This is a genomic window from Nonomuraea sp. ZG12 (genome assembly GCF_052068115.1).
Classification (GTDB): Bacteria; Actinomycetota; Actinomycetes; order Streptosporangiales; family Streptosporangiaceae; genus Nonomuraea.
The window spans coordinates 1,028,156-1,041,046 of sequence record NZ_JBQHCW010000001.1; the positions used below are offsets into that span (position 1 = coordinate 1,028,156).

The 12,891-nt window shown below is 70.2% G+C and carries 12 protein-coding genes; 8 read left to right on the forward strand and 4 right to left on the reverse strand.

Annotated features, from left to right (window positions below; translation table 11 throughout):
- Positions 1-120 precede the first annotated feature (120 nt).
- The 3 genes from ACTMTF_RS04800 to ACTMTF_RS04810 all read left to right on the forward strand — a co-directional run bounded on the left by ACTMTF_RS04800 (position 121) and on the right by ACTMTF_RS04810 (position 5,423).
- Complete coding sequence (locus tag ACTMTF_RS04800) at positions 121-1,272, forward strand: amidohydrolase family protein (protein ID WP_441109399.1); 1,152 nt, start codon at positions 121-123, stop codon at positions 1,270-1,272.
- Positions 1,269-2,492, forward strand: coding sequence for a M20 metallopeptidase family protein (locus ACTMTF_RS04805; protein ID WP_441109400.1), 1,224 nt, complete (start codon positions 1,269-1,271; stop codon positions 2,490-2,492). The genes ACTMTF_RS04800 and ACTMTF_RS04805 overlap by 4 nt, the downstream gene beginning before the upstream one ends.
- 84 nt (positions 2,493-2,576) lie before the next feature.
- Complete coding sequence (locus ACTMTF_RS04810; RefSeq protein WP_441109401.1) at positions 2,577-5,423, forward strand: glycoside hydrolase family 2 TIM barrel-domain containing protein; 2,847 nt, start codon at positions 2,577-2,579, stop codon at positions 5,421-5,423.
- 68 nt (positions 5,424-5,491) lie between these two features.
- Here the strand turns inward: ACTMTF_RS04810 and ACTMTF_RS04815 are convergent, their stop codons facing one another.
- Positions 5,492-6,418, reverse strand: a complete 927-nt coding sequence (locus tag ACTMTF_RS04815; protein WP_441109402.1) for an NADP-dependent oxidoreductase — start codon at positions 6,416-6,418, stop codon at positions 5,492-5,494.
- Positions 6,419-6,519: 101 nt separating this feature from the next.
- Between ACTMTF_RS04815 and ACTMTF_RS04820 the strand changes: the two genes are divergently transcribed.
- The 3 genes from ACTMTF_RS04820 (at position 6,520) to ACTMTF_RS04830 (ending at position 8,658) form a co-directional block, all read left to right on the forward strand.
- Positions 6,520-7,128, forward strand: a complete 609-nt coding sequence (locus ACTMTF_RS04820) for a TetR/AcrR family transcriptional regulator (protein WP_441109403.1) — start codon at positions 6,520-6,522, stop codon at positions 7,126-7,128.
- Positions 7,129-7,230: 102 nt separating this feature from the next.
- Positions 7,231-7,989, forward strand: a complete 759-nt coding sequence (locus tag ACTMTF_RS04825) for an SDR family NAD(P)-dependent oxidoreductase (RefSeq protein WP_441109404.1) — start codon at positions 7,231-7,233, stop codon at positions 7,987-7,989.
- 225 nt (positions 7,990-8,214) lie between these two features.
- A complete protein-coding gene (locus ACTMTF_RS04830; protein ID WP_441109405.1) occupies positions 8,215-8,658 on the forward strand; it encodes a hypothetical protein in 444 nt (147 codons plus the stop codon).
- Between the two features lie 135 nt (positions 8,659-8,793).
- On the opposite strand, the gene ACTMTF_RS04835 is transcribed toward ACTMTF_RS04830, so the two are convergent.
- The gene (locus ACTMTF_RS04835) at positions 8,794-10,005 is read right to left on the reverse strand and encodes an esterase/lipase family protein (RefSeq protein ID WP_441109406.1); all 1,212 of its coding nucleotides are present in this window, start codon (positions 10,003-10,005) and stop codon (positions 8,794-8,796) included.
- A 139-nt stretch (positions 10,006-10,144) separates the two neighbouring features.
- Positions 10,145-10,987, reverse strand: a complete 843-nt coding sequence (locus tag ACTMTF_RS04840) for an oxidoreductase (protein WP_441109407.1) — start codon at positions 10,985-10,987, stop codon at positions 10,145-10,147.
- Between ACTMTF_RS04840 and ACTMTF_RS04845 the strand changes: the two genes are divergently transcribed.
- Together ACTMTF_RS04845 and ACTMTF_RS04850 are read left to right on the forward strand one after the other, a co-directional pair.
- Positions 10,986-11,711, forward strand: coding sequence for a DNA-binding response regulator (locus tag ACTMTF_RS04845; protein WP_441109408.1), 726 nt, complete (start codon positions 10,986-10,988; stop codon positions 11,709-11,711). The genes ACTMTF_RS04840 and ACTMTF_RS04845 overlap by 2 nt on opposite strands.
- 69 nt (positions 11,712-11,780) lie before the next feature.
- The gene (locus ACTMTF_RS04850; RefSeq protein WP_441109409.1) at positions 11,781-12,200 is read left to right on the forward strand and encodes a hypothetical protein; all 420 of its coding nucleotides are present in this window, start codon (positions 11,781-11,783) and stop codon (positions 12,198-12,200) included.
- A 329-nt stretch (positions 12,201-12,529) separates the two neighbouring features.
- Here ACTMTF_RS04850 and ACTMTF_RS04855 read toward each other — a convergent pair whose 3' ends face one another.
- Positions 12,530-12,736, reverse strand: a complete 207-nt coding sequence (locus tag ACTMTF_RS04855) for a hypothetical protein (RefSeq protein ID WP_441109410.1) — start codon at positions 12,734-12,736, stop codon at positions 12,530-12,532.
- Between the last annotated feature and the right edge of the window lie 155 nt (positions 12,737-12,891).

Genomic DNA, 12,891 nt, shown 5'->3' on the forward strand with positions numbered 1-12,891 from the left:
GCGGCTTTCGTGCCCGTCCCTCACGTTCGTCCGCCTCGGTGGCGGGCACGGTCTGGTTTTCGCCACTGAGGGTAGGACGTTGCTGTATGACCGACGAGATCAAGGACCGGACGGGCGCACATGGCCGCTGACCTCACCGTCCCGCCCGGCCTGCACCGGATCATCGAGGACCTGCCGTTGATCGACCACCACGCGCACGGCGTCAGCGGCCACGACCTGTCGCGGGTCGAGTTCGAGCAGCTGATCACCGAGTCGGACCGGCCGGTGCCGGAGTGGATGACGCAGTTCGACTCCCAGCTGGGCTACGCCATCCTCCGCCACTGCGCCCCAGTGCTCGGCCTCGAACCGCACACCTCGCCCGAGGCCTATCTGGCCCGCCGCGCCAGGCTCGGCGCCGACGAGGTGAACCGGCGGCTGCTCACCGCCTCGGGCGTCGGCCACTACCTGATCGAGACCGGCCACCGGGCCGAGGAGATCCTCGGCCCGTCCGCGATGGCCGACGTCACCGGCGTCCCGGTGGAGGAGGTCGTGCGCCTGGAGGCCGTCGCCGAGCAGGTCGCCGCCACGGGCGTGACGGCCGCCGGGTTCGCCACACGCTTCGCCGAGGTGCTGTGGGAGCGCACCCGGTCGGCGCGGGGGCTCAAGACCATCGTCGCCTACCGCCACGGCCTCGACTTCGACCCCGCGCCGCCCGAGCCCGCCGAGGTGACCGAGGCGGCCGGACGCTGGCTGGCCGCCGGCGGCGCCCGCCTGAACGACCCGGTGCTGCTGCGCCACCTCATCTGGGCCGGGCTGGAGCGGGGGCTGCCGCTGCAGTTCCACATCGGCTACGGCGACCCCGACCTGGACCTGCGCCGCTCCGACCCGCTGCTGCTGCGCGGCCTGATCGAGCTGGCCGAGCCGGCGGGCGTGCCCCTGATGCTGCTGCACTGCTACCCCTTCCACCGGCACGCCGGCTACCTCGCGCAGGCGTACCCGCACGTCTACTTCGACGTCGGCCTGGCCCTGCACCACACCGGCGCCAGGAGCGACGCGCTGGTGGCCGAGTGCCTGGAGGTCGCGCCGTTCGCCAAGCTGCTGTTCTCCTCCGACGCGTGGGGGCCGGCCGAGCTGCACCACCTAGGGGCGGTGCTGTGGCGGCAGGCGATGGCCCGCGTGCTCGGCGGCTTCGTCGCCGACGGCGAGTGGTCGTCGGAGCAGGCGGTGCGGGTGGTCACCATGGTCGGCGGCTGCAACGCGCGGCGCGTCTACGGTCTGGGGGTCCCCGCGTGACGGGCGCACACCACCGCGACGTCCTGCTGCGCGAGGTGCTGCGCGCCGAGTTGCACGCCGCCCAGGAGCTCAGGCGGGAGCTGCACGCCCAGCCGAGACTGTCGGGCAAGGAGGGGCCGACGCTCAAACGCGTGCTCGAAGCGCTCCCGGACGGGCACGTCGAGTACGTCGCCGGCACCGGCGCCATGCTCCGGGTGGGCGGCGGCGGCCCGGCCGTGGGCGTGCGCGGCGAACTGGACGCGCTGCCCCTGGTCGAGCGCACCGGCGTATCGTGGGCGGCCGTCAACGGCGCCATGCACGCCTGCGGCCACGACGTCCACCTGGCCGCCGTGGTGGCGCTCGCCCGCACGGTCGACAGGGTCGCGTGCATCCTGGAGGCGCACAGGACGCGGCACGGCGACCTGGAAGCGGTGGCGGACGGCACAGATCGGGTCGCGCCGCTGGTCGTGGTGCTGCAGCCGCGCGAGGAGAGCTTCCCGTCCGGGGCCAGGGACATCGTCGAGGCGGGCGCGCTCCAGCGCCTTCAGGTGAACGCCATGGTCGGCGCGCACGTGCAGCCCGTGCTGGACGCCGGCGTGATCGCCTGCACGCCCGGCGCGGTCAACGCCTCCGCCGACGAGTTCCGGGTGACGATCAGGGGCAGGGACGGGCACGCCGCCTACCCGCATCTGGCCCGCGATCCGGTGGTCGCCATGGCGCAGGTCATCGTCGCCGCGCAGCAGCTCGTCAGCCGGGTGACCGACCCGATGGTGCCGACCGTGGTGACGTTCGGCACGGTGCACGCGGGCACCGCGCCCAACGCCATCCCCGGTGAGGCGGTGGCCAGGGGGACCCTGCGGACGCTGTCGCGGAGCTGGCGGGAGGCGCTGCACGCGCGCTTCGCCGAGCAGGTGCGGGAGGTGGCCGGCGCGCACGGCTGCGAGGCCGAGGTGCGGGTCTTCCCGGGCGAGCCGGTGCTCGTCAACGACACGGCGCTCGCCGTACGGACCGGGGAGCTGCTGCGGGAGCAGGGGCACACGGTCAGCGAGGAGCTGCGCTCCTGCGGCGGGGACGACTTCGCGCAGTACGGCGCGGTGGTGCCGTCGCTGATGATGTTCGTCGGCGTCGACACCGAGGCGGGGCTGCACAGCCCCGACTTCCTGCCCGACGACTCCAGCGTGGCCGCCGTCGCCGAGAGCCTGCTCGCGGGCTATCTCGCCGCGTCCGAGGACCAGCCGTAACTCTGGATCACTGCGGATCGTCCAGAAGTACGCACAGGCCTCATTGCTGACGAAACCCTGCCGAACCTCTAGGCTCTTGCGGCGATGGAATGCGAAGACTTCACCCCTGGTTCCGGCCGACTCGCCCCTCGGGCGGCCCTGCGCTCCGACGCCCCCAGCCTCGACCTGAACGGCACCTGGCGCTTCCGCCTGTCGCCCACGGCCGGTGCCGCTGAGGACTTCGCCGAGCCCGGCTACGACGACTCCACCTGGGCCGAGCTGCCCGTGCCGGCGCACTGGCCGCTGCACGGGCACGGCGCGCCCGCCTACACCAATGTCGCCTACCCCTTCCCGATCGACCCGCCGCACGTCCCCACGGAGAACCCGACCGGCGACCACCGCCGCGTCTTCGACCTGCCGGACGACTGGACCGGCGGCCGGCTGCGTTTCGAAGGCGTCGAGTCGTACGCCAAGGTCTGGCTGAACGGGCACCTCCTGGGCTTCACCACCGGCAGCCGGCTGCCCGCCGAGTTCGACGCGGGACCGTGGCTGAAGCCGGGGCGCAACGTGCTGGCCGTGCGGGTGCACCAGTGGTCGGCCGCCAGTTACCTGGAGGACCAGGACATGTGGTGGCTGCCCGGCATCTTCCGGGAGGTGACGCTCACCCGGTCGAGCGCCGACGTGTTCGTGCACGCGGGCTTCGCCGGGGGGCGTGGCACGCTCAGCTTCGACGGCGACGGCCTGCTCAGCGTTCCCGAGCTCGGGATCAGCGGCCTGGAGCCCGGCGTCGAGGTCACCGCCGACGTGGAGCCCTGGACCGCCGAGACGCCCCGGCTGTACGAAGGCGTGTTCGTCACGCCCGAGGAGAGCGTGCGGATGCGGATCGGGTTCCGGACGATCAGCATCGAGGACGGGGTGCTGCTCGCCAACGGGCGGCCGCTGCTGTTCAAGGGGGTCAACCGGCACGAGTTCCACCCCGCGTACGGGCGCGCGGTGCCGTACGCGACGATGGTCGAGGACGTGCTGCTGATGAAGCGGCACAACGTCAACGCCGTCCGGACCAGCCACTACCCGCCGCACCCCGACTTCCTGCACCTGTGCGACGAGCTCGGGCTGTGGGTGATCGACGAGTGCGACCTGGAGACGCACGGCTTCACCCAGGTCGGCTGGCGGCACAACCCCAGCGACGACCCCCGCTGGGAGGAGGCGTACCTCGACCGGATGCGCCGCACGGTCGAACGCGACAAAAACCACCCGAGCGTCGTCATGTGGTCCCTCGGCAACGAGGCGGGCGTGGGCCGCAACCTCGCCGCCATGGCCGCCTGGACCCGCGAGCGCGACCCGTCGCGGCCCATCCACTACGAGGGCGACTGGTCGTGCCCGGACGTGGACGTGTACTCGCGGATGTACGCCTCGCACGCCGAGGTCGAGGCCATCGGGAAGGGCGTCGAGGACCCGCTGGACGATCCGGCGCTGGACGCGCGGCGGCGGGGGATGCCGTTCCTGCAGTGCGAGTACGCCCACGCGATGGGGAACGGGCCCGGCGGGCTCGCGGAGTATCAGGAGCTGTTCGAGCGGTATCCGCGGCTGGCGGGCGGCTTCATCTGGGAGTGGATCGACCACGGGCTGGCCCACCCGTCCCTCGGGTACGCCTACGGCGGGGACTACGGGGAGCCGGTCCACGACGGGAACTTCGTCATCGACGGGCTGGTGTTCCCCGACCGGACGCCGTCGCCCGGGCTGCTGGACCTCAAGAAGGTGTACGAGCCGGTCCGCTTCGGGTTCCCGGACGGGGCGGTGGTGGTGTCCAGTTTGTATGGATTCCGCGATCTGTCCCACCTGGCCTTCTCCGCTGTCGTTGAGGTGGATGGGGTGGAGGTCGGCGGGTTTCCGCTGGAGGTGGCTTCTGGTGGGGGTGAGGTGAAGCTGCCCGACCTGCCGGAGGGCGACGGCGAGCGGTGGCTGACCGTGCGGGCGGTGCTGGCTCGTGATGAGGCGTGGGCCTCGGCGGGACATGAGGTGGCCTGGGGGCAGGTGCGGCTGCCTTCGGGTGGGGTGCCGTCTTCGGGTGGGGTGCTGTCCTCGGGTGGGGTGCTGTACGAGCGCGCCGAGGATGCCCGTACAACGTCCTGCCGCGTCGGCGCTGTTGGGGAGGTCGCGGTCGGGGGTGGGGTTTTCGACGCGGCCAGTGGGCGGCTGGTGCGGTTGTTCGGGGTCGAGGTCGACGGGCCTGCCCTGGAGCTCTGGCGGGCGCCGATCGACAACGACCGGTACAGCGGCGCGGAGGCCCGGTGGCGGCTGCTCGGCCTGGATCGGCTCACCCACCGGGTGGACGCGGTCGAGGCGGGGGACGGGGTGGACGGGATGGTCGTGCGCACCCGGGTGGCACCGGCGGCGACCGACCTCGGGATGCGGGTCACGTACCGGTGGATCGCCGTGGGCGAAGGGCTGGAGCTCGTCGTGGACGTCGAGCCCGACGGCGAGTGGAGCGAGCCGATCCCCCGGCTAGGTGTCGCCATGTCCCTGCCGGGCCGGTTCGACCGGGTCACCTGGTTCGGTCGAGGACCGGGGGAGGCGTACCCGGACACCGGGATGGCCGCCAGGGTCGGCCGCTGGAGCGCGAGCGTCGACGAGCTGCAGACGCCGTACGTGTACCCGCAGGAGAACGGACAGCGGGCCGACGTCCGCTGGGCGGAGCTCACCGGGGGCGACGGCCCCGGTGTCAGGGTGACGGGCGGCCCGGAGTTCGGGCTGACCGTCCGCCGCTGGAGCACCGCCGACCTCGACCGCGCCACCCACCTGCCGGACCTGGTGCCGAGGGATCGCGTGCACGTCAACCTGGACCTCGCCCAGCACGGCGTGGGCACCGCCGCGTGCGGCCCCGGCACGCTGCCGCAGTACGAGCTGACGGCTCGGGCGGCGACGCTCCGGCTCCGCTTCGACCCGGTGTAGGCCTCGGCTGAGAAGGCCGCCGGGTTCCCTCCAAGGGACCGGCGGCCGGTCGGCGCCTGCCCAGGGGCTCAGTCAGCGGTGAGGGCGAGCTTCCCCTGCCGGGGTCCTCGCGTGGCGGCGTCGTGCGCCTTGGCCGCCTGCGTCATCGGGAACACCTCCTGGACCGGAACACGGAAGCGTCCTTCCGCGGAGAGCGTGGCCGCCCGGGTGAGGCCGTGGCGTCCGTCGGGTTCGCCGCCGAGTTCGCCGCGCGAGATCCGTACACCGAGCTTGGGGGCGGTGAAGTCGGCGATCGTGAGGACCGAGGCCGTCGTGCCGGTCAGTGCGATGAGCTCGGGCAGCGAGCCGGCGCCGGCGACGTCCAGCGCGAGATCGGCCCGCTCGCCGAGAGCGCGGACGCGCTCGGCCAGCCCCGGCCCGTAGGTGGTGGGGATCGCGCCCAGGCCGGCGAGGAACGCCTGGCTCTCCGGACGTGCCGTGCCGATGACGCGGGCGCCGCGGGCGACCGCCAGTTGCACGGCGACGCTTCCGACACCGCCTGCGGCGCCGTCGATCAGGAGCGTCGTTCCCGCGCGCACGCCGAGCACGTCGAGCGCCCGGGTGGCCGTCTCGACACTCGTGCCGGCGGCGCCGGCTTCCGCCCAGGACATCGACGGCGGCTTCGAGCTCCAGAAGGTCAGGACGGCGAACTCCGCGCTCGCGCCGCCGAGCCGGGAGACGTCGACCGTGCCGAAGACCTCGTCGCCGACCCGGAACCCGGTCACTCCCGCACCGACCTCGTCGATCACTCCGGCCGCGTCCACACCCGGAATGTGCGGCAGGGGAAGCTGCGCGCCCGACGGCGACCGGCCGGCACGCAGCGCGAGGTCGACCGGTGCGACCCCGGCCGCCCTGACGGCGATGCGTACCTGGCCAGGACCTGCGTGCGGCTCGGGGAACGGCCCGAAGGTGAGCACTTCGGGAGGACCGAACCGGTCGAACTGAACGGCGAACATGATGACCTTCTTCACCTGGCTGGCAAGAGCGCTACTACGCTAAACAGACAAACGGAACGGGTGCTTCGGATCGCGGGAAAGTGAGAGGGGCGGCGACCACGGTGACTCGGAAACCTCGCGTTGACGCGGAACACAACCGGCGGCACATCGTGGCGGTCGCGCATGCCGCCTTCGCCGCGGAAGGGCTGGAACTGCCCATGCGCGAGATCGCCCGGCGGGCCGGCCTGGGCGTCGCGACGCTCTACCGGCATTTCCCGTCACGGCCGGACCTCATCGGCGCCGTGCTCACCGAGCAGGTGACCGACTGCGGCGCGGCGATGCGGGCCGCCCTGGCCGACCCCGACCCCTGGCGCGCGCTGAGCGGACTCATCCGCCGATTCGCCGAGCACCAGGTCCGGGAGCGGGGGTTGAACGAGGCGGTGCTCGGCTCGCACGCCGCCGGACTCCCGTTCGCCGAACAGCGCCGCGCACACGCGCGTGGGCTGCAACGGCTCGTCGAGAGCGCACGGCGTACGAAAGCCGTCCGGCCCGAGCTGTCGGTCGAGGACGTACGGGTCGGGCTGTGGGCCATCGCCTCGTTCCGGACGCTTCCCCCAGAAAGGGCCGGCACGGCGGTTCCGAGACTGGCGAACCTGCTCCTCGCCGCTCTGTCAGGACCGGGCTCAGACACTCTCCAATCCCGAAATCGGGAGGATCAGGCAAGCTCTTAGGAGCATCGTTCTAACGTTCATGCAGGTCAAGCTGGTCAAATAGGAGAGAAGTGATTCCCACAGAGTGTTAGTGGCCTCCATGAATGGACAGGTGTACGTACGATGAAGATCGCCATTGTCGCCGGTGCCAGCTCCGGCATCGGGCAGAGCGCCGCCATCCAGATCGCCCAGCGCGGGGACGGGGTGATCCTGACCTACAACGGCAACCAGGCCGGCGCGCGCGACACGGTCGCGATGATCGAGAAGGCGGGTGGGCAGGCCGTCGCGCTGCCTCTGGACGTCGGCAGGAGCGAGACCTTCCCGGCCTTCCGCGAGAGCGTCGTCGCGGCGCTGCGCGACGTGTGGCGAAGGGACACGTTCGACTATCTGGTCAACAACGCCGGATTCGGCCGGATGGCGCTGTTCGAGGACACCACCGAGGAACTCTTCGACGAGTTCATGCGGGTCCTGCTCAAAGGGCCGTACTTCCTGACCCAGACCCTGCTGCCGCTGCTGGCCGACGGCGGCGCCATCGTCAACACCACCAGTAACGCGGCGCTGCCCTCCGGCCTGGAGGAGGGCTATTCGGCCTACGGGACGATGAAGGGCGGCGTGACCGTGCTCACCCGTTACATGGCCAAGGAGTTCAGCAAGCGCGGCATCCGCGTCAACTCCGTCGCCCCCGGCGCCACCCGGACGCGGATCGGGGACAACGCCTTCGAGCGCTACCCGGAGGTGATCCCGGCCATCGCCGCGAAGACCGCCCTCGGCCGCCTGGGCGAGCCGGACGACGTCGGCATGGTGATCGCGATGCTCCTCTCGGAGGAAGGCCGCTGGATCACCGCCCAGAATCTCGAAGCCTCCGGCGGCTACGGCCTCTGATTCCGTTTCAATAAGTCGAAGAAGCGTAAATGGGGCTGGCGATGGAATGGCACGCCGCCGAGGCGGCAATGCGCTGAAGTGTGTACGGATGACTCCGAACGCGTCGCAAGCCTACCGTGGATAGTGCATGATGCTCACAAGGAAAGGTGGCTTAGTTTCATATCATAAGTGGAGGTTTGGGCTATGTTGCGCACATATGCCAAAGGCGTCGGGCTGGTCAGAATTATGCCTGCGCTGCTGGGCATGCTGTTGCTTCCGGGGTGCGCGGACTGGGCTCCCAGGGTCGTGGAGGCCGACCAGGTCGCCCTCGACGAGGTTCTCAGTATCGGCACGGTGGTGGCGCGGACCACGGACGACCAGATGTCGGACGAGGACATTCAACGGATAGACGTCCTGATCACGGACGTCGGAGCCTCGTCTTTCGCCGAGGCGCTCGACAGGGCGGAGGCGCGCCTCGCGAAGCATGGCTGGAAGACCACCTTCAAGAACGCCGACTCCATGAAGATGAGCTCGGGCAAGTGGGAGCACACGGAGTTGGTGGCCCGCCGATTCGCGGGTGCCGATTCCTTCTTCCTCGAAGTGCAGCAGCAGTTGGAGAAAGGCCTCAAGGCCGATCCGTCGAAGTGGGAGAAATATCTCCTCGTGCACGTGTCGAAAGCGGACGGGTGAATACCGAGGTGAAGAGGAACAACGGATATGCGCAGCAGTGCCCTCGCCCCGCAGAATGCTCGTGAGGCTCTGGAGTGCATATCCGTTGGGAATTCCGTCCATATGACCGAGATCCCGGCACGGGCTCTCAAACGATCATGATGACGCCGGCTTCGGGAGCCGGCCGAGGATCCAGGTGCAGAGCTCTTCGGTGATCAGCGTGTGCCCTTCGTTCTGGGAGGCGCACAGGAACTCGTCCAGCTCGCTCTCCGACGCGGGCAGGCTGCTGATGTCCGCGTACACATCGTCCTGTCCGAGGTCGCGGATCGCCACGGCGCTGACCGCGGGGACGAAGCAGACAGAGCGGTAGTACACCTCGGCCTGGCCATGCTTGTTCAGGGCATCGGCCAGAATGCCGAAGGACTCCAGAGTGCCGCCCGGTGCGCCGTCCAGCTCGGCGAGCCCGTTGGTCTGGACGTTCTTGGCGCCGAGGATGCTCTTGAGCACGGCCACCTGCTGCTCGTCCCCGGTGGACTGGGTGTAGAGCACGGTGCCGTTGAAGAGCAGGCCGGTGCACTTGAGCGCCTCGACGCCGGCGGAAACCCCGTTGCCGGTGCCGTTCCCCGCGCCATTGGCGACGCCGATCTTCTTCGGGATCACCGGCCACGAGCCGACCTCGCTCAGCCGGGCGAGGAAGTCGTCACGCAGCGCGTCCTGCCGCGCGTCGCCGGCGACCTCGGAGATGTGGCTGCACAGCAGCTGGCGCGCGGCCGGGCTGTTGATCTGACGGGAGAAGGTGGGATTGCCCTTCCTGATGAAGTGCGCGAACGCCTGCAGGGAGATCGGGATCCACGCGCCCCGATGCGGACTGTCGTAGGAGACGTAGACGGCCGTCTGGTGGTCGAGTCCCTCGTGCTCCATCTTGGCCAGGGCGTAGCGGGTGACCAGGCCGCCCATGCTGAAGCCGCCGACGGTGAGCGGCGTGTTCCCGTGCCGTTCGGTGATGGTCTGGGTGATGGCGGCGATCGCGGCCTGCGCGTTGTCCAGGATCGAGGCGCTGCGCTCGGCGAAGCCGAGAAGGACGACGTCGTGACCCCGGCCGCGCAGCTCGCCGATCAGGGGGTACGCCTGCCGCTCCAGATAGTGCCAGGACTCGTCCAGGTCGGACGGGCCCATGTTGAAGCCGTCGGCCAGGATGACCGGATTGACCAGGTTCTGGTGGCCTTCTCCGTAGTACACCCAGGCGGTGCCGCCCGGAAGCTCCCACACCCTGTCCGGCGTGGGCGCCGGTGCGGGGGCCTCCAGCGGTGCGATCAGACTGATCGGCCCGATGGCCTGCTCCGCCTGTGTTACTTGCTCTACGCTCATCCGTTTCCCTCTCCGGTGCGTCCAGGTGGCCGGGCGGTCTTGCCTGGTCACTGCGATGATGACGGTCCGTGAGAGGGCGAACGCCGATCGACATGGCGGAGAAGGGTAGGGATTCCCCTATGCGTCGTAAATTGATCGTTTAGCCTCGCAGGTCGGACAGGTCCTCATCGGTGAGACTGAGATCGTTCGCCGCGAGGTTCTCCTCCAGGTGATCGAGACGGCCGGTGCCCGGAATCGCCAGCACCGACGGCGAGGTCGCCAGCAGTGAGGCGAGCGCGACCTGCGCGGTGGTCGCGCCCAGGCGTGCCGCGACCTTGCCGAGCCGTGCGGTGTCGAGCGGCTCGACACCACCGCCGAGCGGGAAGTACGGTACGTACGCGATGCCCGCCTTCTCACATGGGGCCAGCAGCCCCGGACCATCGGTGTGCCGGTTCTGCACCGCCGTGACGGGCGCGACCGCCTGGGCCTCGGCGAGCTGGGCGGCGTCGACGTTGCTCACGCCCAGATGCCGGATCAGCCCCTGCGCGCGGAGCTCGGCCAGCACCGCGAACCGCTCGGCGATCGACTCGCCGCCCGGCCCGGTCATTCCGCCGACCCGCAGATAGACCAGATCGAGCCGATCCAGGCCGAGGGCGCGCAGATCCGTCTCGACCAGGCCGCGCAACTGATCTGGCGCCGCCTGCCCGGTCGGTACCCCGTCCGGCCCGGGCAGCGGCCCGACCTTCGTCGCGATCACCAGGCCGGCACGGTAAGGGGCCAGCGCCGTACGGATCAGCTCGTTGGCCCGAACGTCGCCCCTGCTGTAGAAGCCGGCCGTGTCGATGTGGTCCACGCCCAGCTCCACGGCGCGCCGCAGCACCGCTATGCCGCTCTGCGGCGCACGCGGCGGGCCGCCGAAGGTGCCAGTCGCCAGCCGCATCGCGCCGAAACCGAGCCGGTTGATGGTCAGGTCTCCGCCGAGGGAGAAGGTTCTGCTCGTCATGACGCTCATGGTGTCCGCCGCCACGACCCCCGGCGAGCTCGTGGCAGCATGCTGCCAGACTGGAAGGATGCGGAACGAGCAGGTGTTCTCGGTGCGTGGGGACGCGGAGCTGATCGCGCGTGCCGGTCATCTCTTCGCGTCCGCGCGGACCGAGTTCCTGTGCGCCGCCCGAGACCTCCAGACCTGGTCGCAGCCCCAGGCCAGAGCCGCGATCAGGAGCCGGATGCACGCTTCGGGCTTCACCTCCCGCAAGCTGCTGAGCCCGGTCGCGCTCGCCGACGAGGAGGCCCGCGCGCACCTGCGGCAGGTGCGCGACAGGGGAGGCCTCGTCCGGATCAGCGGCTCACGGCTGCCGTACGAGACCATCCTCATCGACCGGCGGGTGATGATCCTGGCCGGCATGGAGGGCCCCACCGGCCGCGAGTACACCGTGACCACGTCGCCGAACCTGGTCAACGGCGTCCACTCCCTGTTCCAGGCGATCTGGGACACCGCCGCCGACCTCGACGCCTACCTGCGGAGCGACGTCCCGGACCTCGATGCCGACGGGCGCCTGATCCTCGAAGCCCTCGCCTCGGGACGCACCGACGCGTCGGCGGCCAAACGGCTCGGCCTGTCGCTGCGCACCTACCGGCGGCGCGTGGCCGAGCTCATGGCCAAGCTCGATGCCGACTCCCGCTTCCAGGCCGGGCTGCGCGCGGGCGAGCTGGGCCTACCCCGCTGAGGCCGCGGTCTGCCTGTTGAGCGCCGCACCGGGGGGTCTGACCAGCGGAGTCGGACCGGGCAAGGGCGAATGGTTGATCTCGCCGACCAACATCAAATATCGTTGAAGCGTCAATACTTGAAGAAATCAAGATCTGAAGGTCCGTCACTCGACGAGCCCGGCCACGCTGGCCGGCTCCGCGACCGGTGGACGATCGACCGCAACGACGCCGTCGACCGCCGCACATCAAACGGAAGGAAGCCGCACATGAAACTCAAGAAGCGAGTCGTCGTAGTCGCGACCCTCGTCGCCTCCGGCGTCGGCCTGTTCGCCGCCCCGGCGCAGGCGGCCACGCTGGTCAGCACCTTTGCCAACAGCGAGGCCGGCGGACTCTTCTGCCACGCCGTGGAGGGTGTCTTCGAGGAAAGGCAGGCCGAAGCCGCAGGCCACCCCGGGGACTGGTACTACTGTGAGCAGTCGCCCGCCAAATGGTCCCTGTACAAGCGCTGAGTCACCCCTGATCTGCTGACCGGCAAAGGCTATGATCCCGCTCTTCCGTCACCCCTTGCCGGTCGGTGCGCAACCCACCATGTTGTGGGCGGCGCGGTCACCTGACCTGGGGGACCGCGCCGCCCGCCTCGGTTTCATTGGGCCGACTACCCACGATCCCCCGAACCGGCAGCCGCGTAGCATCTCCACCACGTGCCCAGCCATGGCAGCCGGTCCACGCTTGCCGATCTCCTCCAGCGGCCGCATTTCCCGATGTCCTTGCCCCAGGGAGGCGTCGTACGGCTCGGCATGGTTTCTGCCGAGGAATCGGATGCGTTCCTCTCCGACGATCAGCTCGTCGCGGGCCGCGGGGAGGAGCGTCGCCTCGTACTCGTCGGGTGCGACATCGCCGCCACGATCGAAGCGGCCTTCGCCGGGGCGTTCACTCTGCGCTGGTCGGCGATCGCCACGTGCACGCCGACCAGCGCGCCCAGGCCACAGCGGCCGGCGAGCCGCATCACCGGCGCCAGCCCGGCGTACGCGATCACATGTCCCACATCGAAGATCGCATGGGTCTTGGAAGCGTCGGAATTCCCACCATCCCAAATCAAAGGGAAACCTGTTCCTCGTTCAAGGCTTTTGAGTCAGAGATAGCTCGGTGGATCGAGGCGGCTGAGCTACCACGAGCTCGGCCGGATCGGGATGCCTTCGA

What these genes read in the sequence shown, in the direction of transcription:
- ACTMTF_RS04850 (WP_441109409.1), top strand. Translation starts at nt 11,781, where the DNA reads ATGGTTGATCTCGCCGACCAACATCAAATATCGTTGAAGCGTCAATAC.
- ACTMTF_RS04825 (WP_441109404.1), top strand. Translation starts at nt 7,231, where the DNA reads ATGAAGATCGCCATTGTCGCCGGTGCCAGCTCCGGCATCGGGCAGAGC.
- ACTMTF_RS04815 (WP_441109402.1), bottom strand. Translation starts at nt 6,418, where the DNA reads ATGTTCGCCGTTCAGTTCGACCGGTTCGGTCCTCCCGAAGTGCTCACC.
- ACTMTF_RS04810 (WP_441109401.1), top strand. Translation starts at nt 2,577, where the DNA reads ATGGAATGCGAAGACTTCACCCCTGGTTCCGGCCGACTCGCCCCTCGG.
- ACTMTF_RS04830 (WP_441109405.1), top strand. Translation starts at nt 8,215, where the DNA reads ATGCCTGCGCTGCTGGGCATGCTGTTGCTTCCGGGGTGCGCGGACTGG.
- ACTMTF_RS04835 (WP_441109406.1), bottom strand. Translation starts at nt 10,005, where the DNA reads ATGAGCGTAGAGCAAGTAACACAGGCGGAGCAGGCCATCGGGCCGATC.
- ACTMTF_RS04845 (WP_441109408.1), top strand. Translation starts at nt 10,986, where the DNA reads ATGACGCTCATGGTGTCCGCCGCCACGACCCCCGGCGAGCTCGTGGCA.
- ACTMTF_RS04800 (WP_441109399.1), top strand. Translation starts at nt 121, where the DNA reads ATGGCCGCTGACCTCACCGTCCCGCCCGGCCTGCACCGGATCATCGAG.
- ACTMTF_RS04840 (WP_441109407.1), bottom strand. Translation starts at nt 10,987, where the DNA reads ATGACGAGCAGAACCTTCTCCCTCGGCGGAGACCTGACCATCAACCGG.